Source organism: Photorhabdus thracensis, assembly GCF_001010285.1.
GTDB classification, from domain to species: Bacteria; Pseudomonadota; Gammaproteobacteria; order Enterobacterales; family Enterobacteriaceae; genus Photorhabdus; species Photorhabdus temperata.
This window is the reverse complement of record NZ_CP011104.1, coordinates 2,097,423-2,121,056: the sequence shown is the minus strand read 5'-3', so window position 1 is coordinate 2,121,056 and position 23,634 is coordinate 2,097,423. Positions and strand designations below refer to the sequence as shown.

16 protein-coding genes are annotated in these 23,634 nt (G+C 43.5%); 6 read left to right on the top strand and 10 right to left on the bottom strand.

The features are described 5' to 3' along the window. Window positions 1–119 precede the first annotated feature (119 nt). The 8 genes from phoU to VY86_RS26475 all read right to left on the bottom strand — a co-directional run bounded on the left by phoU (window position 120) and on the right by VY86_RS26475 (window position 7,154). Window positions 120–839: a phosphate signaling complex protein PhoU gene (phoU, locus tag VY86_RS09020; RefSeq protein ID WP_046974720.1), complete on the bottom strand. Its 720-nt coding sequence runs from the start codon at window positions 837–839 to the stop codon at window positions 120–122. A 14-nt stretch (window positions 840–853) separates the two neighbouring features. Continuing rightward, window positions 854–1,624 carry a phosphate ABC transporter ATP-binding protein PstB gene (gene pstB / locus VY86_RS09015; protein ID WP_387695969.1) on the bottom strand — a complete coding sequence of 257 codons (771 nt, stop codon included), beginning with the start codon at window positions 1,622–1,624 and terminating at the stop codon, window positions 854–856. A gap of 32 nt (window positions 1,625–1,656) precedes the next feature. Next, window positions 1,657–2,541 carry a phosphate ABC transporter permease PstA gene (gene pstA, locus VY86_RS09010; RefSeq protein ID WP_046974718.1) on the bottom strand — a complete coding sequence of 295 codons (885 nt, stop codon included), beginning with the start codon at window positions 2,539–2,541 and terminating at the stop codon, window positions 1,657–1,659. 1 nt (window position 2,542) lies between these two features. Further along, window positions 2,543–3,499, bottom strand: coding sequence for a phosphate ABC transporter permease PstC (gene pstC / locus VY86_RS09005; protein ID WP_046974717.1), 957 nt, complete (start codon window positions 3,497–3,499; stop codon window positions 2,543–2,545). Between the two features lie 97 nt (window positions 3,500–3,596). Beyond that, window positions 3,597–4,637: a phosphate ABC transporter substrate-binding protein PstS gene (gene pstS, locus VY86_RS09000; RefSeq protein ID WP_046974716.1), complete on the bottom strand. Its 1,041-nt coding sequence runs from the start codon at window positions 4,635–4,637 to the stop codon at window positions 3,597–3,599. A gap of 214 nt (window positions 4,638–4,851) precedes the next feature. Continuing rightward, window positions 4,852–6,171: a two-component system sensor histidine kinase EnvZ gene (envZ, locus tag VY86_RS08995; protein ID WP_046974715.1), complete on the bottom strand. Its 1,320-nt coding sequence runs from the start codon at window positions 6,169–6,171 to the stop codon at window positions 4,852–4,854. Then, a complete protein-coding gene (gene ompR / locus VY86_RS08990; RefSeq protein ID WP_021323367.1) occupies window positions 6,168–6,887 on the bottom strand; it encodes an osmolarity response regulator transcription factor OmpR in 720 nt (239 codons plus the stop codon). The genes envZ and ompR overlap by 4 nt, the downstream gene beginning before the upstream one ends. A gap of 186 nt (window positions 6,888–7,073) precedes the next feature. After that, on the bottom strand, window positions 7,074–7,154 hold the full coding sequence (locus tag VY86_RS26475; RefSeq protein WP_420800625.1) for a hypothetical protein: 81 nt from the start codon (window positions 7,152–7,154) through the stop codon (window positions 7,074–7,076). 707 nt (window positions 7,155–7,861) lie between these two features. Here VY86_RS26475 and VY86_RS08980 point away from each other — a divergent pair. Both VY86_RS08980 and VY86_RS08975 read left to right on the top strand, forming a co-directional pair. Next, window positions 7,862–15,073, top strand: coding sequence for a non-ribosomal peptide synthetase (locus VY86_RS08980; protein ID WP_046974714.1), 7,212 nt, complete (start codon window positions 7,862–7,864; stop codon window positions 15,071–15,073). A 9-nt stretch (window positions 15,074–15,082) separates the two neighbouring features. Next, window positions 15,083–16,243, top strand: a complete 1,161-nt coding sequence (locus VY86_RS08975; RefSeq protein ID WP_046974713.1) for an FAD-dependent monooxygenase — start codon at window positions 15,083–15,085, stop codon at window positions 16,241–16,243. Between the two features lie 247 nt (window positions 16,244–16,490). Here VY86_RS08975 and VY86_RS08970 read toward each other — a convergent pair whose 3' ends face one another. Continuing rightward, a complete protein-coding gene (locus tag VY86_RS08970; RefSeq protein WP_046974712.1) occupies window positions 16,491–16,775 on the bottom strand; it encodes a type II toxin-antitoxin system RelE/ParE family toxin in 285 nt (94 codons plus the stop codon). Beyond that, window positions 16,775–17,035, bottom strand: a complete 261-nt coding sequence (locus VY86_RS08965; protein WP_046974711.1) for a type II toxin-antitoxin system ParD family antitoxin — start codon at window positions 17,033–17,035, stop codon at window positions 16,775–16,777. Before VY86_RS08965 ends, VY86_RS08970 begins: the two co-directional genes overlap by 1 nt. A gap of 335 nt (window positions 17,036–17,370) precedes the next feature. On the opposite strand from VY86_RS08965, the gene greB reads away from it, so the two are divergent. The 4 genes from greB (at window position 17,371) to VY86_RS08945 (ending at window position 23,432) form a co-directional block, all read left to right on the top strand. Next, window positions 17,371–17,844: a transcription elongation factor GreB gene (greB, locus tag VY86_RS08960; protein ID WP_021323370.1), complete on the top strand. Its 474-nt coding sequence runs from the start codon at window positions 17,371–17,373 to the stop codon at window positions 17,842–17,844. Window positions 17,845–18,226: 382 nt separating this feature from the next. After that, on the top strand, window positions 18,227–19,276 hold the full coding sequence (locus VY86_RS08955) for a 3-oxoacyl-[acyl-carrier-protein] synthase III C-terminal domain-containing protein (RefSeq protein ID WP_046974710.1): 1,050 nt from the start codon (window positions 18,227–18,229) through the stop codon (window positions 19,274–19,276). Between the two features lie 812 nt (window positions 19,277–20,088). Further along, a complete protein-coding gene (locus VY86_RS08950; RefSeq protein WP_046974709.1) occupies window positions 20,089–20,850 on the top strand; it encodes an IS5 family transposase in 762 nt (253 codons plus the stop codon). Between the two features lie 257 nt (window positions 20,851–21,107). Next, window positions 21,108–23,432 (top strand): Tex family protein, encoded by a 2,325-nt coding sequence (locus VY86_RS08945; protein ID WP_046974708.1) that lies wholly within the window; start codon window positions 21,108–21,110, stop codon window positions 23,430–23,432. The last annotated feature ends 202 nt before the right edge of the window (window positions 23,433–23,634 follow it).

Below are 23,634 nucleotides of genomic sequence, written 5' to 3'. Positions count from 1 at the left end.
TCACCACAAGCTATCAATTTCACTATAGTGCAGGAAATAATATAAAAAACTATATTTATAACTATTAAGAATTATAAGGCAAAACAATGCCGACAAAAAATGCCAGCATTGTCAGCGAGTTACTTGTTATCTTTAGTCAGCAACCTTTCCAATTCATCACCACCGACATGTCGGAAATCTTGTCCTTTGACAAAGTAGAAAATAAATTCACAGATGTTCTGGCAACGGTCGCCAATCCGTTCAATAGAACGCGCACAAAGCAGAGCTGTCAGCACACTTGGAATGGTTCTGGGATCTTCCATCATATAAGTCATCAGTTGGCGGACAATGCCTTCATACTCTTTATCCACCTTTTTATCTTCGTGATAGATACGAATAGCCTCTTCCAGATCCATGCGGGCAAAAGCATCTAAAACATCATGCAGCATCTGGATGGTATGGCAGCCAAGCGATTCCAAACTCACCAACAGTGACTGATGCTGATGTGAAAATTTCTCAAGTGCCGTCTGGCAAATTTTCTTTGCCACATCTCCGATTCTTTCCAGTTCAGCAATGGTTTTCGAGATTGACATAATCAGCCGCAGATCACTGGCCGTCGGCTGGCGCTTGGCAATGATACGAACACATGCTTCATCAATAGCAACTTCCATCATATTGACTTTATGATCGTCCTCAATCACTTCACGCGCCAGTTCCGCATCCTGATTATGCATTGAGGTAATCGCTTTGGAGAGTTGTTCCTCCACCAGCCCGCCCATCACCATCAGTTCAGTACGGATATGCTCCAGTTCAGCATTAAACTGACCTGAGATATGTTTATTGAGATTCAGATTGTCCATGTTACGCCCCGTAATCAACCATAACGACCGGTAATATAGTCTTCAGTTTGTTTCATCTTTGGTGTGGTAAACAATGTGTCTGTATCACTAAATTCAATCAATTCACCAAGGTACATGAACGCGGTATGATCTGAACAACGCGCGGCCTGCTGCATATTGTGAGTCACAATTACCACGGTATATTCAGACTTCAATTCGCTGATCAGCTCCTCAATACGACCGGTAGAAATTGGGTCAAGTGCGGAGCAAGGCTCATCCAATAATAGAACGTCCGGACGGATCGCAATGCCGCGGGCAATACATAAACGCTGCTGCTGACCACCAGACAGACTGTATCCGCTTTGATGCAATTTATCCCTGGTTTCATTCCACAATGCGGCTTTGGTCAAAGCCCACTGAATACGTTCATCCATTTCTGCTCTTGAGAGTTTCTCAAACAGACGGACACCAAAAGCGATATTGTCATAAATAGACATCGGGAATGGGGTCGGCTTCTGGAATACCATTCCCACTTTGGCACGCAGCAACGCCACATCCTGTTTATCCGTCAGGATATTATTGCCATCCAGCAAAATTTCTCCCTCTACCCGCTGCTCTCCATACAATTCATACATTTTATTGAAAGTCCGTAGCAACGTAGATTTACCGCAGCCAGACGGACCGATAAAAGCCGTTACTTTATTCTTTGCAATATTCAACGTAATGTTTTTCAGCGCGTGAAATTTGCCGTAATAAAAGTTCAGATCACGTACCTGAATTTTACTGCCAGCGATATCATTAGCCATGTTCATTTACTTCTCTCTGTTGAAAATATCAGTCAGTGCTTTTTCTTGGCAAACAGCACACGCGCTACAATGTTAATCAGCAATACACACAGGGTTATCAATAATACGCCTGCCCACGCCAGTTGTTGCCATTCGGAAAATGGACTCATCGCAAATTTAAAAATAGTGACCGGCAAGTTGGCAATTGGCTGGCTCAAATCAGTACTCCAGAACTGATTTGAAAGAGAGGTGAACAGCAACGGCGCTGTTTCCCCAGCAATTCGGGCAATTGCCAGCAACACACCGGTGATAATGCCGGATACCGAGGCTTTCAGCGTGATGGCCGAAATCATCTTCCATTTAGGCGTTCCCAAGGCATAGGCGGCTTCACGTAAGCTATCAGGAACCAGTTTCAACATGTTTTCAGTGGTTCTGATGACAATCGGCACTTGCAACAACGCTAAGGCAATCACACCAGCCCAACCGGAAAAGTGCTGCATTTTCGTTACAACGACAGTGTAAACAAACAAGCCGACGACAATAGAAGGCGCTGACAGCAAGATATCGTTGATAAAACGGATCACCTCTGCCAACCATGAACGGCGGCCATACTCGGCCAAATAGATACCCGCCATGATCCCCAATGGAGTACCGATAATCGTCGCCCATAAAATCAACAAGCCACTACCAACAATGGCATTTGCCAGGCCACCACCTTCGGTATTCGGTGGCGGTGTCATTTCCGTGAACAACGCCAGCGACATACCATCAAGGCCCTTGGTGACTGTGGAGAACAGAATCCACACCAGCCAGAACAAACCAAACAACATGGTTGCCATTGATAACAGCAGAGCGAGCCAGTTTTTCTGACGGCGCCATGCCTGCTTACGACTGCGTGCATTTTCATCAACAGGCTTTTGTCCATCCATTGTTGCCATATCAACGCCCCTCATTCTTCGCCAGACGCATGATCATTAATTTTGACAACGCCAGCACAATAAAGGTGATCACAAACAGAACCAGACCAAGTTCCATCAATGCTGAGGTATATAAGCCAGATTCAGCTTCAGCAAATTCGTTCGCCAGCGCAGAAGTAATACTGTTGCCCGGCATAAACAGTGAGAAACTGTCGAGCTGGTAAGTATTACCGATGATAAAAGTCACTGCCATTGTCTCCCCCAGCGCACGGCCAAGGCCCAGCATGACACCACCAATTACGCCATTGCGGGTGTAAGGCAACACAATGTGCCAGATAACTTCCCAGGTAGTACAGCCAATACCATAAGCGGATTCTTTCATCATGACCGGCGTTTGTTCGAACACATCACGCATAACCGAGGCAATATAAGGGATAATCATGATAGCGAGAATGACGCCTGCCGCCAAAATGCCGATACCAAAGGCAGGACCGGAGAACAGTTCACCCACAATTGGCATACCGGAAAGGACATTGCCGACTGGCTGCTGAAAATAGGTGGCAAACAGCGGCGCAAACACAAACAACCCCCACATGCCATAGACAATACTGGGAATTGCAGCCAGCAACTCAACTGCTACACCAAGCGGGCGTTTCAGCCAATTAGGCGCCAGTTCCGTCAGGAACAATGCAATCCCGAAACTGACAGGCACCGCAATGATCAAAGCAATCAACGAAGTGACCAACGTACCGTAAATAGGCACCAATGCACCAAATTGTTCTGCCGGGGCATCCCACTCTTTATGCCAGAGGAAAGAGATGCCGAACTGCTGGATACTAGGCCAGGAGGCAATAATCAACGAGATAATGATGCCTCCCAGCAAAAACAAAGTCATCAGCGCAGCTAGCCGAACTAGTGCGCTGAAAATAATATCGCCGTTTTTACTGGGTGCTTTTATTGCCGTTTTCTGTTCGGCCATAGAGCTTATTCTCATCTGGGTTAACTCCCCCTTTAACGGGGGAGAAATCAAAACTACAAACTTAATCGATACTTCAAACCGTTGCCATCAACACGATTTAATACAGAATTTTACCGCTGCTATCCTTCACATGGGTTTTCCAAGCCGCACGAACTTGCTCAACCACTTCTTTTGGCAGGGTTGCATAATCCAGATCATTCGCTTGTTTACTGCCTTTCTCGTAAGCCCAGTCAAAGAATTTCAGTATTTCTGCCCCCTTGGCGGCGTCTTTTTGCTGTTTGTGAACCAGAATAAATGTAGTGGAAGTAATCGGCCACGCGTTTTCACCTTGCTGGTGTGTCAAATCCTGAGCAAACGTTTTGTGCCATGCTGCTTTCTTCGCTGCGGCGCTGAAACTCTCTTCTGTCGGGCTGACAACATTGCCATCAGCAGAGACCAGTTTGGTATAAGCCAAATGATTCTGTTTAGCGTAGGCATATTCAACATAACCAATGGAACCCGTCAGGCGCTGAACGAATGCAGCAATGCCATCATTGCCTTTACCACCTAAACCAACAGGCCAGCTTACCGTGGAACCTGCACCGACTTTTTCTTTCCACTCGCTATTCACTTTAGAGAGATAACTGGTAAACACAAAAGAGGTGCCGGAGCCATCCGCACGACGTACCACCGCAATATCCTGCTCCGGCAGTTTCATCCCCGGATTCAATTTAGTAATCGCAGGATCATTCCACTTTTTCACTTTACCTAAATAAATATCACCCAACGTTTTACCATCCAGTGTTAATTCACCGGATTTAATACCAGGGATATTAACCGCCAGTACGACCCCGCCGATGACCGTCGGGAATTGAAACAAACCATCAGCCGCTAATTTTTCATCGGATAAAGGCGCATCGGAAGCACCGAAATCAACGGTATTTGCCAGAATTTGCTTTACGCCACCAGATGAACCGATGCCTTGATAATTGACTTTATTACCTGTCTCTTTTTGATAAGAATCTGCCCACTTGGCATACACCGGAGCGGGAAATGTCGCACCTGCCCCCGTCAAGCTGGAAGCAGCGAATACCGGCAAGGTTATCAAAGAAAACGTCGCTGCCATTATGCCGGTTACAGTGATACGCATCAGTTTCATAATCCCTCCTAATGGGACATTGAGAATCAACAAAGAAATGTGTTCGTCAGATTAAACAAGGTGCAGAAGGGAAAATAGGTCAGTTTAGTTACAGCAAAATGTCTTAATTATGACATTTTTATGACAGCGCAATGCAAACTCAGTTTGACGCTGACATAAAACTGTCATCTCCACAGGCCATGAAATTAAAGCCGGAGATTATCCTCTCAGGCCATCAAAAATTATCTTCCACAACAGGAATACAGGCACGGATAGATAATCCTCCTCTGGGGCTGGTACCAATTTCAATTTTCCCGTCATGAGCATCAATAATCCGCTGAACAATAGCCAGACCTAACCCTGTTCCACTGTTGCTGCGAGCTCTTTCACCCCGAACAAATGGCTGAAATAACCGCGGCAAATCTTCCTGTTTAATTCCTGCTCCATCATCCTCCACCTGAAACCAGGCAAATTCATGAGTCTGACCACTACTGACTCTAATCCAACCATTACCATAACGATTGGCATTAACCAGCATATTAGCCAATGCCCGTTTAATAGAAATCGGATTCGCGTTAACGGTTATTGGGGGAAGAGACAGATTATTTTCAATATCCTGCTCATAGCCATTCTCCGCGGAAATAACCTCTTTGAGAATAGAATTAAGTTCACAGAATTCCATTGGCATTTCCTGCCCGGTACGGAGATAATCAATAAATTGCGCAATAATGGCATTACATTCTTCAATATCTTTATTGATAGATTCAGACAAATAAGCATCTTCCTTGCTCATCATTTCTGTTGCCAACCGGATACGTGTCAGTGGAGTACGCAAATCATGGCTTACCCCGGCAATTAATATCGTCCGGTCACTTTCCAATAACTTTATTCCTGCGGACATTTGGTTAAATGCACGAATAGAAGCGCGAACTTCCGGCGAACCCGCTTCCCGTACCGTAGGCATCATAATACCTTTACCTGTCTGTCTGGCAGCATACTCCATTTCCAGCAAAGGCCGGTTCTGAAAACGGATATAAAGCCAGATACAACCAAACGTCAGTAATAAAATTGCCAATGTATAACGGAAAATGGGTGAGAATTGATTTTGCTCGATCTCAGTCAAAGGAACCCTGACCCAAATATCGGGAGCCAAATAAGAATTAAGCCAAAGTATAGGGCTCTCTTTGTTTATCTCCAGACGCAGATCAGCTTTGCCATCAAGGTATTGACTCATCTTCTCACTCAGGAAATCATAATGCTTGGCCCAGCGTAAACCTTGTGTCTCCGCATCAGACTCAGAATACAGCGTAATACCCAGCTCCTGATAAATCTCCTGGCGTACTACCGGTGAGATTCCGTCCTCCAGATTCAATCTTTCAGCCATTAAAGTACGAATTTCATACGCTAACACTTTATTGAACTGCTGCAAGCTTGGCATGATAACGAAATTCACAACGATCAGGTAACTGGTTACCAGACTGATAAACAGCATAGCCATGACCAGGAATAAAGTACGGGTAAAAGTGCTGCGAGAGGAGAATCGCAATCGCTTCATACACGGCTTCCATCAGGCACAAAGACATAACCCAGCCCCCAGATGGTCTGGATATAGCGCGGGTGTGCAGGATCTTCTTCAATCACACGGCGCAGACGTGAAACCAAAACATCAATAGATCGCTTCATAGTGCTGTATTCCCGGCCGAGGGCTAAACCCATCAGCTTATTACGGGACAGCGGTACACCAGGATAAGAAACCAGTACTTTCAATATGGCAAACTCACCACTAGTCAGTACCATATGTTCATCTCCCTGAAACATTTCCCGGGTGCTTAGATTAAGACTGAACTTACCAAAATTAATAATTGCATCATCCTCAGCGGGTATGCCCAGTAACTTATTCGCCTGACGACGTAATACCGCCCGGATACGCGCCAATAACTCACGAGGATTAAATGGCTTAGGAATATAATCATCAGCGCCGATCTCCAACCCGACAATACGGTCTACTTCTTCCCCTCTTGCCGTCACCATAATAATCGGCACCGGATTATTTTGTTTTCTCAGTCTTTGGCAAACAGAAAGCCCATCTTCCCCAGGTAACATTAGATCCAATACAATTAAGCTAACAGATTCCCGTGTCAATAAGCGGTCCATCTGCTCCGCATTAGCAGCACTACGTACCTGAAAACCTTGTTCTGTCAGATAACGCTCTAATAACGTTCGTAAGCGCATGTCATCATCCACCACAAGGATTTTGTTACCTTCTTGCATTATTGAACTCCAAATAAATACTACATGCTTTGCTAAATTTATCATTATGAAGAAGATTAAACCAAAGATAGAAGCCAGATATATATATTTTAAGATAATTTCTATAGGACTTATTTTCGTACGTTATTAATCTGAATGATTAATTCAGTGGTAAACCACTGACTGCCAAAATCCTGTAACTGACTGTTATATATTGATTTTTACGATAATTTCGTCACCTGTTGGTTTACTCATCAGTATTCTGGCTACCGGAGAATTAACCGAAATCCACCAGCTACCTGAATCAAATTCATCAGGCAGGCTAAACGAATAATGCTTTCCGTTTCATATCATCTTCCCATCTGATCCACGCACCAGCGTAAACTTTTCCTTCCTGACGAGGATCTGGACCAACCATTTTCAATACATCCCAATATTTGGACAAGAAACTACCCGGATAGGTTTTTCTTAATCTTTTCTTACTATAATAAACAATTTAGTTCGCTTTTTCTCCAATTGAACCCTCTGGCCTGTTTTTCATTATCAGTAAAGTAGGAAGTACGTCACATTTTCTGTCATGCAACCAATACAATTCTTCAACGCTGATACAAATAAATTTACCCAGGCAACTGAATAGCTACTCACTTTTTCGCTGGCAATGGCTAAAGGAACGACGATGATCTTGCTCCCTAAATGTAGCTCATGCGCTAACCTTGCAAAATGGGAAGAATTTATTAATTCACAATTTTCGCAGCGAAAACTTTACTCTTTAGTGGTTAAAAACTTAAATATAATTTATATTTTATGTCGCAGATGATAAATTATGTCTATTATCAATAAATATGAAAAATAATAAATGGATCACACAATTAGAATCAAAAACATGATTATTTTCATTATAAATCAATTTGTTATGTCATTTTTTGCTTGACAATGAAAAGTCGACATCATCGCAATGACATAGAGTGTTCTTTTTCGTCTTCAAGGGTTACGATATGAAACAATTACAAAAAGTAATATCTCTTACTCCATATCAACAAGATATCTTTTTTGAAAATCAGCGCAACCCACAAAGCGCTCAATACACTTTGGCACAGATACGGTACCTTTCCGGGGATATTAATCTTGATAAGCTCGTTATGGCGGCAAATAATGTTCTTAATCAGGAAATCATCGGCAAAATACAAATTTTAGAAGAAAATGAGTTATTAACCCAGCGTATCAATCATTGTATGGCTGAGGTTAAAGTCGAGATAATCAACAGCGAATATTTACAATCACAATCTCAAACTGGTGAAGACTTTATTTTGGCATGGCCGGCTAAAGTTTTCAGTTTAACCGATGTTCCTCTGTTAGAAGTCGCCATTGTTACCCCGAACCAGGCTAATTATGTTGCCCTTTTGTTACGTACCCATCATATTGTTTGCGATGGCTGGGGAATGAATTTAATCAGCACAAAAATTCTCCAGCAATATCAAAGTCCAGAACCCTTCCCTGAATATGTTAACACGCAAAAAGAGTATCTGGCAGCTATTACCCGGTCGCTAGAACATCTAAAACACCATTCCATAGTGAATGATGTCTCTGCGCTGGCGAAAACTATCGAGGGAATTGAACCCATTTTATTTACCCGTAAGAAGTCAGCCAAAAATACCCAATTTATAAAACAACAGATGACATTAACCTGTTCTCAGGTTGAAAGTGCATTATCAACTGGAATATCCCCTCTTGTTGTTATGACCACGGCACTTGCTATTTTATTATCACGGATACACAACAATTCTCATATCACTATCGGCATCCCACTATTTAACCGTCAGCAAAGTAATATCAATATCACTGGTGAATGGGCCAATACGCTGCCAATTTCCGTAACAGTTGACTCCGAGATGAGCTTGCGGGAATTAGCACAGCAAATTAAGGAAAAAATTAAATTTCTGAAACGATATGAACATGTTCCTCTGAGCCAACTGCTAAAAACACGTAATAAGGCCAGCAATATTTCCCGCCAGCTATTTGATGTCACAGTTTCCTATCTTCAGTTACAGAAAATTCCTGCGTTCGAAAAAATTGAATACTATTCAAATGCTTGTGCCAATGGTCATGAAACAGATGTTTTAGACATTTATATGATTACCAATGGTGATAACAATGATGTCGCTATCAATTTCTGGGGTGCCGCTGATGTTTTCAATACTGACTATTCATTTGAACAATTTACCGCATCACTCTCACAAATAATTTTACAAATCATCACAGCACCCGACAGTTGGGTTTCACATATTGATATCTCTCCGACAGAGGAGCAACAACAACTGCAAACCTTTGAACAGGGGCCAAACATCTCTTTCTCTGACAGAGAAACCATTTCTACCTTATTTGAAAAACAGACTGCTTTACATCCTGGGGCAATTGCCATTAAGTCGGCAAAACATGCGCCACAATCCTGGAGCTATCAACAATTACAAGCGCATACCGATCGTATCGCATCCATGTTGGTCGGGCATGGTGTGCAATCCGGAGATGTTGTTGCCGTTATAATGGAACGTAGCGAGGAAATGCTGGCTTCCATTTTTGCTACTCTGAAAGTGGGAGCAACTTACCTGCCCATTGATATTTCTTATCCTGCTGAAAGAATAGAGTATATTCTGCAAGACAGCGGCGTTTCCGTTATTCTGACAGAACACCCAATCAATGAAACACTTGCTAAACACTATCGAGTGCTAAACAGCCGGTATTCATCTGATACCGTAACATTACCGTTACTTAACCGTTCTGACCCCAATTCATTGGCTTATATCATTTATACCTCAGGTTCCACCGGGTGGCCGAAAGGAGTGATGATTGAACACAGATCAGTTGTTAACCGGCTGGAATGGATGCAGGAAAAATATCCGTTAAATGAAACCGATGTTATTTTACAAAAAACACCCATCTCATTTGACGTTTCCATATGGGAACTCTTCTGGTGGTCAATGACTGGCGCTTCTGTCGCTTTGCTGCCGCCCGGAGCACAAAAAGATCCTTTAGAGATCATTAAAGCGATTAAAGAACATGATGTAACGACAGTTCATTTTGTTCCTTCGATGCTGTTTCCTTTCCTTAATGCACTGGAAATGCAACCGGAGTTGATTACTCAGATCGGCAGTTTGCGCAGAATTTTCACCAGTGGCGAAGCATTATCCCCCGCCCGGGTAAATCAATTCAGGAGGATATTTACGCAGTTTGGCAAAAACATGCCGTTATTAGTTAATCTGTACGGGCCAACCGAAGCAACAGTCGATGTTTCCTATTATGAGATCTTTCCTAATTCAACAGAAGACATTACCCGAGTGCCAATTGGTTATCCTATCAATAATACCGCACTGCGTATTATGTCACTTCACAACACCCGGCAGCCGATTGGTGTAGCAGGGGAACTGCAAATTGGTGGCGTGGGCCTGGCTCGTGGATATCTTAACAAGCCTGAATTAACTGATGAGAAGTTTACCCGTGATATATCCGGTTTAGCAACAACAGTGCGTTGGTACCGCACCGGGGACCTGGCCAGATGGTTGCCTGATGGCAGCATCGAATATCTTGGACGTATTGATAATCAGGTGAAGATCCGCGGAAACAGGATCGAACTGGGCGAAATCCAGAACACGCTGGAGAGAATGCCAGGCATTACCAGTGCAGAAGTCCTGCCTGAGCATGATGAACAACGTGGCACCTATCTTTGCGCCTATTATGTCGCCAGTAAAAATTACACCGCTGATACGCTGCGTGACCGCCTGTTAGACTCCTTACCTGAATTTATGGTACCCGCAAAATTTATTGCTGTACCCTTTATTCCGCTGACGCCGAATGGTAAGGCGGATCGCAATGCGCTGAGTCAGCTAACGCAGGATAAAGTTCTTGAGGCGGCACATATGCCCTCGACCGAACTTGAAAAAATCCTGGTTAAAATATGGCAAAGCGTTCTGAATATCAGCAATGTTGGTATCAAGGATAGTTTCTACGCTATCGGTGGTGATTCAATCCTGATGCTGAAAATCCGTTCCGAAGCTGAAAAAGCAGGTATCAAAGTCACTCTGTCGCAGTTAACGCAATACCTGACCATTTCTGAGTTGAGCCATCAGGTTGAACTCTCACAACCTATCGCAGACACGTCGGATCTGTTGCCATTTGCCCTGATTGATGAAGCTGAAAAGGCCAGATTATCTGGTTTTGCAGATGCTTATCCGGCGACACAACTACAACTGGGTTTGATCTATCATAGCCAGCAGGCCAATGATTCAGCAAAATACAAAGATGTTTTCCGCTATACCCTTCAAGCTAAGTGGGAACCCAATCACTTCAGGAAAAGTGCGGCAATATTGATTCAAAGACACCCAGCCCTGCGTTCACATTTTAATCTGGCTGATTTTAAAGAACCTCTGCAAATTGTGAGTGAATCTATTGATATTGACTCAGTCGTTGCAATTACTGATCTCAGTGAAATTGATATTGTCTGCGCTGAATATCAAATTATCCAATATATACATCAGCAGACACGCCATCATTATCTCTTCGATCGTACCCCACTATTTAACATCAGATTATTTAAAACAGCAGAAGCGCTTGAACTCATTCTGAGTTTTCACCATGCAATCCTGGATGGCAGCAGTGTGGCTAATCTGATACGCGAATTACTGCATCACTATATTGATAGTGATGGAAATGGTATTACTGATATCCGTCTGCCGTCACCCGCATTATCTGTGCGGAATGAGCGACTATCGTTGACATCCATAGAGGACAAAATCTATTGGCAGAATGAACTTTCCGGATTATCCCGAACACAGGTCACAGGCTATAGACTCTATGATGTTCCATCTGATGAAGTTTTGATATCGAAATCAGTATCAATACCTGATGATATAGAAGAACGGCTAAAAAACTGGGTACAACAAAAACGTGTATCAACTAAATCCGTATTTTTCGCCGCGCACTGTGCCACAATTGCCTTATTTGCTGAACAGGATGAAATTGCAACAGGCTTGATTACTCATAGCCGGCCTGAGGTACAGAACTCAGAATATTTATTGGGATTATTCCTTAATACATTACCGGTTCGTTTTTCAGCAACAGGTAAAACCTGGATAGAATGTGTCAATGACGTCTTTATCACAGAGCAACGCCATTCACCACATAGAAAATACCCTCTGAATGCTATCCAGCAAGCTGCGGGTGATGGAGCAAAAATCAGCACCGCTTTTAACTATGTCTATTTCCATGCGTTAGCAGAAGTCTTTAATTCTCCCGATTTGCGTTTGATTTCATTCACGCCCTGGGAAGAAACCAACTTTGAAATCCTGGTCAACGTTATGACGGATTTTGCTACCAGCCGTAACGTATTACGCTGTGACTTTGATGGTACGGTGTTCTCATCCGTTCAGGCTGATATGTTTATTGATGCCTACTTAACCATTCTCAGAAATATTGTCAGCCGGAGTGACGAAAAAGCCTCACTTAGCACAATACCCAAAGTACCCACTCATGCTATTACTCCTTCTTCAACTTTCACATCGGTTATTGATGCGATCAGTTGGGCTGTCAGCCAGCATAAGTCGGCAATCGCGCTGAAATATGGTGATGAAAAATGGCGATTTGATGAACTTTGGCATAAATCAGCACTTATCGCTGATGCTTTAGTAAAACAAGGCGTTCGCGCAGAAACACCAATAGGAATTGCGCTGAAACGTTCGCCGGAATTGATTGCAACATTGATCGGTGTATTACGTGCAGGAGGGATCTGTTTACCGCTGGATTTAAGTTATCCAGCCCAACGTATTGAAGCAATGATTGGGCAGGTAAAACCATTGATCATTATCACCAATACAGAACAGCAGCCAGCAAGCCCTCTACTTTCCTCTACTCCATTAATTGATGTGAATAAGCTGCTTCAAGGGCCAGACTCATTAATACAACCTACTGCCGTTACTATTGCTCCTGAACAGATAGCCTATTTACTCTTCACTTCCGGCTCTACCGGTACACCAAAAGGCGTTGCCATGCCGCATCGAAGTCTGGCTAATTTAGTAAAATGGCAAAACGCAACAGCCAGTGGAATCCGGGCATCATCGACATTGCAATATGCGCCACTGAGTTTTGATGTTTCGTTCCAGGAAATTTTCTCCACATTAGCCTCGGGCGGAACATTACATCTTGTCAGCGATGAGCAGCGCAAAGATCCGACTAACCTGCTCCGATTGCTTCATCAGCACCAAATCGAGCGCATTTATCTGCCTTATGTTGCCCTGCAACAATTGGCAGAAACAGCGGATACATTGAATATTTACCCTGAAAAGCTAAAAGTGGTGATTTCATCAGGAGAGCAGTTACGGGTTACGGATGAAATCAGGAAGTTCATTGGCAAACTCGAAGATGGGCTCCTTGAAAACCAGTACGGACCAACGGAAACACACGTTATTACCTCATTTACCATGAACGGCAATACTGAAACTTTCCCGGCATTGCCACCTATCGGAACCTCAATTGACAATGCTAACGTATTGATCCTGGATGACAAATTACAGGAAGTTTTACCTGGAGTACGCGGCGAGATTTATGTCAGTGGCCCCTTATTAGCCCTGGGATATTACAATCAACCGGAACTGAGTGCTGAACGTTTTATCACACTCACAAACCCCCCGGCGAAATGGTATCGTACCGGCGATCTGGGCATCAAATTGAATAATGGCGTGATATTGTGCCTAGGACGTAAAGACTCCCAAGTTAAGGTTCGTGGTTACCGGGTCGAGCCGGCCGAAGTGGAACTCGCTATTGCCAGTACACCAGGTGCAGATAAATTCATCAAAGACGTCGCCGTTGTTGTTCAGCAACGTAACACCAATGACCGTTTCCTAGTAGCATTTCTGGTGGGAGAAAAGAGTGACAGTATAGTTGATAAGGTATCTGAGCATCTGCTTGCCACTCTGCCGCAATATATGATCCCCAGCCATATCGAATGGTTGGATTCCCTGCCTAAAACACCGAGTGGCAAAAGGGATGACCGTAAATTAAGCCAAACCGCTATCACCCGGCAACATATCGACAGTCATAATGGGAAACCTGACGATAGCTATGAGCGTATATTATGCGAACTGACCGCCGATTTATTAAAGATCTCATCAATTTCTGTACATCAGAATCTGTTCGATATGGGAGGAACCTCTCTGACAGCCATGCGTTTGGTGGTACTGGTTGAGAAACATTTTGGCGTCAATATCCCGCTATCGGTATTTATCAGTGATCCAACAATTGCTCAGTTGGCGCTGCGGGTTCGCCACAGTGATGCACAAGCGCACTTTAGCCCACTGGTGCCGATGCGTACCACCGGTAAACACCGCCCGCTATTCTTTGTCCATCCCATGGGCGGTAACATTCTGTCTTACCTGCGTTTAGTGAAGCACTTTCCAGCTGACCAGCCATTTTATGCATTGCAGGCTCATGGTGTTGACGCGGGATCAACACCTCTCGCCACGGTACAACAGCAGGCAGCTAATTATATTCAAGCTATCCGCCAGGTACAGCCACAAGGACCCTATTCACTCGGCGGCTGGTCATACGGCGGCTTTGTCGCTTTTGAAATGGCCCGGCAACTGAAAGAGTCAGGCGAAAAAACAGCTAATCTATTTGTACTGGATACGATGACGCTGAATGCACAATCACGCTGGAAAACAGATGATGATGCCTTGTTGAATTGGTTCTTCTGGGAACTGTTATGGCTTAACCAAGGGGCGGATTTACCTGAACAAATTGTTCCTGAATACATCACCACCTTACAGGAACGTTTTGAATACATTACCGAACACGCCATCGCGACCGGAGCCATTCCACAAGCGAGCTCAAGAGCTGTGGTGCAGCGACTGTTTGAAGTCTACAAGACTAACTGGCAGGCTGCAGCAGATTATTCAACTCAAAATATTGCCGATGTTGATATGACACTGTTGCATGCAACCCGGCCTTTACCAAACGTATTACGTTCGATGCATGACGCTGTTCGCAGTGAATATCGTGATCCTAAAAATGGCTGGGGTAATAAAACTACAGGTAAGTTAACTGTCATTGATATCCCTGGCGATCATCTGGAAATAATGGAAGAACCCTACGTTGCCGAGGTAGCAAAAGTGATTTTAAATGAGATGCGTATCTCCTCCTCATCTAACCGCAACATCAATTAAGAGCATAAAATGAACAAACCTTTGAAAGTCATTATCATAGGTGCAGGAATTGGTGGGTTGACGACCGCCGTCGCTCTGCAACACATCGGTTGCACCATTGAGATCTACGAACAAGCACCAGAGCTGAGGACAAGTGGTTCTGGGTTATCAGTGATGTCTAATGCCTCAGTTGCGCTTGGCGCCCTCGGCGTCAATCTTAATTTGGAGCACTTCGGTGCTCCTGTCAAAACCTTTGAAATACGTACCGCTGGCGATCGTTTATTAAGGCGACTACCTCTGGCAGAGGTTTCCGCAGAAAACGGCGCTGCCAGCGTATGTATCTCACGAAAGGCACTACAACAGGCACTATTGCAACAGTTACCTGATATTGAAGTAAAAACGTCTGCTAAGACGGTTGAAATTAATCAATCTGCCACTGGTGTGTCTGTGAAGTTTGCTGATGGCCGTGAAGCCCAGGGAGACATACTCATTGGTGCCGATGGCATTTACTCTACCGTACGAAATCTAATTCATGGTTCGGAACCTACCCGCCCTGCTGATTATATTTGCTGGCTGGCTATCACTCGTTACCGGCACCAGCAAATTACGCCAGGTTATATCGTGCATTATTGGGGAGCCGGTAAACGGATTGGTTTAATTGACATTGGCGGGGGAGAAATCTATTGGTGGGGAACGGCCAATATGAAAGACAAACAGGCGCGAACATGGCAAGGCTCCAACCAAGACGTTGCAGGTTTCTACCAGGGCTGGCCAAATATTGTCTCAGATATCATCTTAAAAACGCCTTCAACAGACATTATCACCGTTCCCGCTCAGGATCGTCCTTTTTCTCCACATTGGGGAAAAAACCGCATTACATTATTAGGCGATGCCGCGCACCCGATGCTGGCCAGCTTAGGGCAAGGCGCCGGAATGGCAATGGAGGATGCAGCCGTTCTGGCTCACGCTATCATGCAGAAAGCGGATCCTATAGCTGCGTTGCGTTTTTATGAAAAAACACGCATCCCAAGAGCAGAAATGATGGTCAATGCCTCAAGATCGATGAGTGATATTGAGCAGGAGGCGCGTTTTTTCCCTCGACTGAAACGAGATCTGTCCATGCGTTTAGCGCCTGAATCAACATTGAAACAGAATATCAAAAGCTCCCTGATATTTACCCTGGATAGTTGAGACAGTATAAAATGGCAATTTAATCTACGTCACCGAATCCAGTGCATACTGATACAGGTTCAGACCACTATTGAGATGCCTATCGTATCATCGGGCACATTCCGATGTCATCATGCTTTTAATAGAAGGTGGGAAGGTTGGTAATAAACTTGCCCTGCACCTCACTCCGGCGACCTTATAGGTAACAGGTTATTTACCTGTTACCTACCCAGCAACATTGTGACATCTAGCCTGTATGTTCCGACTGTCAAAGTAATAAAGTTATATCTCTTGAACCATATAACACTCTTTGTATTCGGGTCTGGTTTCTTGAGCTTGAAAACAGGATAAGGTATTTCCCGTAGGTACAGCTTCTTATGCTTTCACCCAATTCCCTGCGTTGCCGGTAAATCTGCGGCGCTTCACTTATCTGGCAGCATTGCTGATAAAGTTCCTCCATAAAGCTAACTGCCCTAACCGGGTTATCCTGCGCGATATAATCGCCTATCTCCTCAATATCCTGCGCCGCCAGTGGCGATATACTTAACCTCATTATTCCTGTCCGTTTGTGTTCATCCGCTGATATTTATGTTTTAACTTTCCGAACACTTCACCTGCTGCCAGACCTTCCCCACTTTCAATGCCAGCACTCACCGCTGCACGTAGCTCTGCCAGCTTCTGCGCCTGTTCATGCTCTTCCAACATGCGTAACCCAGCCCGGATCACTTCACTGACATTGTTGTAACGTCCGCTGTTGATTTGCTCACGAATAAACCCCTCGAAGTGAGGACTTAAAGCAACACTTGTAGCCATGATACTTTCTCCACTATTATCTATTACTATCTATTAGTATTTTCCTTTTTCTTATTATCGTCAAGGTGTTGTCCACACATTGGACAGGCCCAATTTCTCACTGATAAGGACATTTTTTCCATTTTGTGACCACATCCGCTACATAAATGACAGACCGCTAACAACCCGATGGGTTGTTAGCTATCCATCGTTTCCTAATCCTAACAGTTCGCTTCACTCTCAATGAGAATTTAGGGGGAAAATTCCGCAGTTTCGTTAAAGTCTACTATATAAGAATTGCCATAATTACTTATAATGATGTTTATCAATGCAATTCACTGTATCTACAACATAAAATGAAGACTAAGCTTATAACCCGAGAAGGTTACAACAAACTAAAGGAAGAATTAGATTATCTATGGCGTGAAGAACGCCCGGAAGTCACCAAAAAAGTCACTTGGGCGGCAAGTCTCGGAGACAGGAGCGAAAACGCAGATTATCAATATAACAAGAAGAGACTACGGGAGATTGATCGAAGAGTCAGATACCTAACCAAGAGTCTGGAAGAACTACGGTGTGTTGATTACTCCCCTCAACAAGATGGGCGTGTGTTTTTTGGTGCATGGGTAGAAATCGAAAATGATCAAGGAGAGATTAAACGCTTCCGTATTGTCGGGTACGACGAAATTTTTGGTCGCAAAGACTACATATCAATCGATTCTCCAATGGCCCGGGCTTTATTGAAGAAAGAGGTCGGAGACAGTGCAATCGTTTATACACCAACAGGAGAAGTTTTGTGGTACGTGAATGAGATCGAATATGTGAAATAGTCTGTATACTGTTTCAACATGACACAATTAGATTTTATTTAGTCCTGATAATAATCACGTATATAAATAAAAAATCACAAATAATTAATGTATTTTAAAGTTTACAAGGCCTGAATATAAAAAAATAAAAAATAATATTCCCCCCTTGATTTGAGCTGGACTTATGTTAGAAATATAAGCAATCAAATTATTTCAATGGGGAAATTCAAACCTACAATAAACTTTACTAACATGTGGCTCCCTTGTTTATATTTCATTATAATTAATTTCTAATTACTTATAATATAAATCTGTACTATACAGGGTGGAAATTAAATTTCATTTTTTCACTAAAACACTAACAAAACAGAATTTTCAAGATATTTACCTAGAGGATACGTTAATGAAAATAGCAGGCATAGCAGGATCACTTCCATCACGGCTTGTTACAAATCAGGAAATTATTAATTTAATTGAGGAACATTCAAAAGAAACCTTTCAGGGAGATTTACCTAAGACCTTAAAATCAATAGGAAAATTACTCAATAAAAGCGGTATAGAAACCCGATATTGGCTGGCTGAAGGTGAAAAACCCATGCAACTCATGGAAGCAACATTCGATCGCGCTTTAGAACAAGCTAATATAAGCAAAGCGGAAATCGATCTGTTGATCTACCCCAGCGTCACTCGAGGCTTCACTGAGCCGGCCAATAGTACTTTTATCGCAAAAATGCTGGGACTCAATTGCAGGAATTACGATGTCATAGACGCCTGTAATGGTTGGGTGACAGCGATGGATATTATCAATAGTAAAATGAAGGCAGGTGAAATACGCTATGCTGCTATTGTTAATATGGAGTTTGGTATGTCCGATGGTGGACCTATCTTCCCACAGAACTTTTCTTTGAATTCTTCATCAGAGCTGGCTTATAAATTTCCAAGTTTTACGATAGGAGAAGCAACAACTGTTACCATACTAAGTAATGAATCACCTGATAACTTCAAATTTTCTTATATCAACAGACCAGATTTAGGCGATCTATCTACCATTTCCTTACCTAACTGGGAACTGTTTTGTAACGATTCTGATGTTGAACGCATTTCACCTCTTGGTGGGCAATGTCGGTTTAATTCATACGCAGCTCTACTACATGAATATGGCCGGGAAGGAACAATAGGGGTATTTAATAAGCACCAAGTTTCCAACAATGATATTCACAAGATCTTTATTCACACTGGTTCACCAAAAATGTGGCACGAATTTGGACAGTCGATCGATGTTGAGAACAAAATGCATCATGTTGGACATAAAACAGGTAACATTGTTACTGCATCTATTCCTTTTGGAATCATTGATGCTGTTCACCAAGGTCTGTTGGAGAAAGAGCAGTTCTGCATGGGATGGGCAGGAAGCGGTGGAATGGTTTTTGCTGCAATGTCGTTCAAATTTTAGTACACAATTTTATTGAACCAATCAAAGCAGGTAGTAAGGTACATACAATCAGAAATATATCACCGAAGCGAATTGATATTACTATCCCTGTTTGATACATATTGAAACATTGATATTATCACAACGGGCTAAAGCTGAGATATACGCCTGCTCTGCTAATAATAAAGAAACAGTTCTGTCAGATTAAAGATACAATAAGTAAACTCCTATCCACATTGGCCTGGAGTGGATACTCATCTAGACAGATCATCAATAAAGCCGGAAGACCGCAAAGTCTTCTGGCCTGAATTAATAAAAAAACCAAATTACTCTGAACTCATATTTCATTTTAAATTCCTTTAATTAAATTATCTCCACCAATCCTAAATCTCTTTTTATTTATATCTTCCCTATCGAAACAGAACTCATTTTCATTAATATTTCGATAGTGACTTATATATTCGACAGCATTAAAAACATTCAGATAAAAGTCAAATAAACCATTATTCTCTATCATAACAGCTAATCACTTTAACTGTGTGAAATATCACCGTTCATATTTAAAATATAATAAACACTTTTATATTAACAGCATATAGAAGTGCCACAACTTTATCATCTCCCCCTAAATTTCCTCTAATGCCAGAAACGGGAAAAGTAACAATAATGGGCTACAGTTGTGATAACAGCCTGATTCACATACGAGCACAGCCTTTTCCATCAATATTTCTGTGCAAAAGCCTAGGGGCTGTTGACGTTTTGAGAGGAATTACTGAACAGCATGATGATTTGGTATAATCGTTTTCGCCAAAAAATAACCAGACCTCACCATCATGCTGCGAACTATGTTAACAGATACACAATGGAATAAGCTATCTGCATTCATGCACCATACTGGATTTATTTACCACAAAACAAAACATCGTCAGGCGCTGGAAGGCATTCTTTATCGTATGAGAACAGGCATTCCGTGGCGCGACCTGCCTTCCGAATTCGGAAAATGGAATAGCGTCTTTCAACGTTTTAACGCTTGGTCAAAAAAGGGTGTTTTGTATTTAATGTTCAATTGGCTATCTAGATATTCTGATTCAGAGTGGTTGTTCATTGACGGGAGTATTGTTCGAGCCCATCAGCATAGTGCCGGAGCGACTTCTGAAGCGGATGAAGCGATTGGTCAAAGTCGTGGAGGACGTTCAACCAAAATCCATTTGGCTGTAGACAGTTACGGTTTACCTGTCCATTTCGAACTGTCTGGTGGTCAGGTCAATGATATTGTTCATGCGGAAAGTCTTGTATCTCAGTCACCTTTATCTGATTTTGTCATTGCTGATAAGGGATATGACAGTCAGGGTTTGAGAAGTGTTATCGAAGAGCAAAAGTCAGTTCCGGTGATCCCTTATCGCAAAAATAGCCGAAAATTAGGTCAAAAAATTGACAAATGTTTATATCGTTACCGACATTTGGTGGAAAATGCCTTTGCCAGAATCAAACATTTTCGTGCGATAGCAACAAGATACGACAAACTTGAACGGAATTACGCCAGCATGTTGGCACTGGCATTTATTATAGTCTGGTTGCCAATGTGGGCTGAATAAATGATGAACTCAAAACGTCAACAGCCCCTAGAGCAAACTCACCTTCGCAGGCAATGTAGCCAATTCTTTACACGAAAAATCTAATGAAAAAATTTGATTTAATCTCAGTTGCTATAACGTAACCGACAATAAGTTCGCCAAATTATATCGTAACCCATCAGAATAAGATCGGACGTGAACTGGAAATTGTTTCTCTCAGAACGTATAAAGGGGTTTTTGTAAATATTTGAAGCCTATCCACCAGAAGAAAACACAACATGAATGAATCTTTAAGCCGAATTATTGCAAGTGAGCTACAGGCCCAGCCACAACAAGTACTTTCAGCGATGAGTCTGCTTGATGAAGGGAATACTGTCCCTTTTATTGCACGATATCGTAAAGAAGCCACCGGCGGTCTGGATGACACCCAACTTCGCCAACTTGAGAGCCGCCTTGGTTATCTGCGCGAACTGTCAGACCGCCGCCAAACCATTCTTAAATCCATTGACGAGCAAGGCAAGCTGACACCAGAACTGGCCGAAGCAATTAATGGAACCCTGAGCAAAACAGAACTGGAAGATCTTTATCTGCCATACAAACCGAAACGTCGTACCCGTGGGCAAATCGCGATTGAAGCAGGTCTTGAACCTCTGGCGAACTCTCTGTGGCAAGATCCACAACAAGAACCGGAACGGGTTGCCGCCACCTTTGTTGATGCTGATAAAGGTGTAACCGATACTAAATCCGCCCTGGATGGCGCTCGTTATATCCTGATGGAGCGTTTCGCTGAAGATGCGGCATTATTGGCAAAAGTTCGCGACTATTTATGGAAAAATGCCCATCTGGTCGCCAAAGTCGCCACAGGAAAAGAAGAAGAAGGTGCTAAATTCCGCGACTATTTTGATTACCATGAACCTATCGCACAGGTCCCCTCTCATCGCGCATTAGCCATGTTCCGTGGCCGTAATGAAGGCATACTGCAACTTTCCCTAAATGCTGATCCCCAGTTTGATGAACCACCCAAAGAGAGCTACTGCGAACAGATTATTACCCAACATCTTAATCTGCGCCTGAATAATGCACCGGCGGATAGCTGGCGCAAAGCTGTTGTAAACTGGACCTGGCGTGTCAAAGTATTACTGCATCTTGAAACGGAATTGATGAGCACTTTACGTGAAAAAGCAGAAGATGAAGCTATCAAGGTATTCGCCCGTAACCTGCAAGATCTGTTGATGGCAGCACCAGCGGGTATGCGCGCAACAATGGGGCTCGATCCGGGTCTGCGTACCGGTGTTAAAGTTGCCGTCATTGATGCAACCGGCAAACTGATTGCCACAGACACTATCTATCCGCACACCGGGCAAACTGCCAAAGCAGCCGCAAGCGTAGCCGCGTTGTGTATCAAACATCAGGTGGAATTAGTCGCTATCGGTAACGGAACCGCTTCTCGCGAAACAGAACGTTTCTTCGCAGATGTCCAAAAACAGTTCCCAGAGATAAAAGCCCAAAAAGTCATTGTCAGTGAGGCAGGAGCATCTGTTTATTCTGCATCTGAACTGGCAGCACAGGAATTTCCTGACCTAGACGTTTCACTACGCGGTGCGGTCTCTATCGCCCGCCGCCTGCAAGATCCACTGGCTGAATTAGTGAAAATCGACCCGAAATCTATCGGCGTAGGTCAATATCAACATGATGTCAGCCAGACCCAACTTGCCAAAAAACTGGACGCGGTAGTTGAGGATTGTGTAAACGCCGTCGGCGTGGATCTGAATACCGCGTCTGTTCCTCTATTAACCAGAGTTGCCGGGCTGACCCGTATGATTGCCCAGAACATCATAAACTGGCGCGATGAGAATGGCCGCTTCAATAACCGTGCACAATTACTGAAAGTCAGCCGTCTTGGGCCAAAAGCGTTTGAACAGTGCGCCGGCTTCCTGCGTATCAATCACGGTGATAACCCGCTGGATGCATCGACTGTTCACCCGGAAGCCTATCCGGTGGTTGAGAAAATTTTGGCGGCCACTGAACAAAAACTCCAGGAATTGATGGGCAATCCATCCTCACTGCGTGGATTGAAGCCTCAGGATTTCACCACAGAACAATTTGGTGTTCCAACCGTTACCGATATTCTGAAAGAACTGGAAAAACCAGGCCGTGACCCACGCCCGGAGTTTAAAACCGCGACCTTCGCTGACGGTGTGGAAACAATGAATGACCTGCGTCCAGGGATGATATTGGAAGGTGCGGTCACTAACGTGACTAACTTCGGCGCATTTGTTGACATCGGTGTTCATCAAGATGGCCTGGTGCACATCTCTTCGCTGTCAGATCGCTTTGTGGAAGATCCTCACACCGTGGTAAAAGCCGGCGATATCGTCAAAGTCAAAGTGCTGGAAGTTGACCTGAACCGTAAGCGTATCGCTCTGACCATGCGTCTTGATGAACAACCGGGAGAAACCAATTCACGCCGCAGTAGCAATACTCAAACTGACCGCCGCCCTGAACGCAATGACAAAAACCGTACAACTCCACGCGCTTCAACGCCAGCCGGAAACAGTGCCATGAGTGACGCACTGGCCGCCGCATTCGGAAAAAAACGTTGATAGTTTTATAATCGCAACAATATGCACTGCTTTGGCAGTGCATATCTCATCCCGGCTGTCAGGCAAAATCCAAATGCACTTATCCCTATCAACCCGGTTATTTACTGAACATCAATTATTGAAAATGCGATTAACATTGAAATTAATGTTGGTTATTATTCTTATTTGCAATTAATATGAATTTAGGACAAAAATCGCACTT

What these genes read in the sequence shown, in the direction of transcription:
- greB (WP_021323370.1), top strand. Translation starts at nt 17,371, where the DNA reads ATGAAGACTAAGCTTATAACCCGAGAAGGTTACAACAAACTAAAGGAA.
- VY86_RS08970 (WP_046974712.1), bottom strand. Translation starts at nt 16,775, where the DNA reads ATGAGGTTAAGTATATCGCCACTGGCGGCGCAGGATATTGAGGAGATA.
- VY86_RS08950 (WP_046974709.1), top strand. Translation starts at nt 20,089, where the DNA reads ATGCTGCGAACTATGTTAACAGATACACAATGGAATAAGCTATCTGCA.
- envZ (WP_046974715.1), bottom strand. Translation starts at nt 6,171, where the DNA reads ATGAAGCGATTGCGATTCTCCTCTCGCAGCACTTTTACCCGTACTTTA.
- phoU (WP_046974720.1), bottom strand. Translation starts at nt 839, where the DNA reads ATGGACAATCTGAATCTCAATAAACATATCTCAGGTCAGTTTAATGCT.
- VY86_RS08965 (WP_046974711.1), bottom strand. Translation starts at nt 17,035, where the DNA reads ATGGCTACAAGTGTTGCTTTAAGTCCTCACTTCGAGGGGTTTATTCGT.
- VY86_RS08955 (WP_046974710.1), top strand. Translation starts at nt 18,227, where the DNA reads ATGAAAATAGCAGGCATAGCAGGATCACTTCCATCACGGCTTGTTACA.
- VY86_RS08975 (WP_046974713.1), top strand. Translation starts at nt 15,083, where the DNA reads ATGAACAAACCTTTGAAAGTCATTATCATAGGTGCAGGAATTGGTGGG.
- pstC (WP_046974717.1), bottom strand. Translation starts at nt 3,499, where the DNA reads ATGGCCGAACAGAAAACGGCAATAAAAGCACCCAGTAAAAACGGCGAT.
- VY86_RS08980 (WP_046974714.1), top strand. Translation starts at nt 7,862, where the DNA reads ATGAAACAATTACAAAAAGTAATATCTCTTACTCCATATCAACAAGAT.
- ompR (WP_021323367.1), bottom strand. Translation starts at nt 6,887, where the DNA reads ATGCAAGAAGGTAACAAAATCCTTGTGGTGGATGATGACATGCGCTTA.
- pstS (WP_046974716.1), bottom strand. Translation starts at nt 4,637, where the DNA reads ATGAAACTGATGCGTATCACTGTAACCGGCATAATGGCAGCGACGTTT.
- VY86_RS08945 (WP_046974708.1), top strand. Translation starts at nt 21,108, where the DNA reads ATGAATGAATCTTTAAGCCGAATTATTGCAAGTGAGCTACAGGCCCAG.
- pstA (WP_046974718.1), bottom strand. Translation starts at nt 2,541, where the DNA reads ATGGCAACAATGGATGGACAAAAGCCTGTTGATGAAAATGCACGCAGT.
- pstB (WP_387695969.1), bottom strand. Translation starts at nt 1,624, where the DNA reads ATGGCTAATGATATCGCTGGCAGTAAAATTCAGGTACGTGATCTGAAC.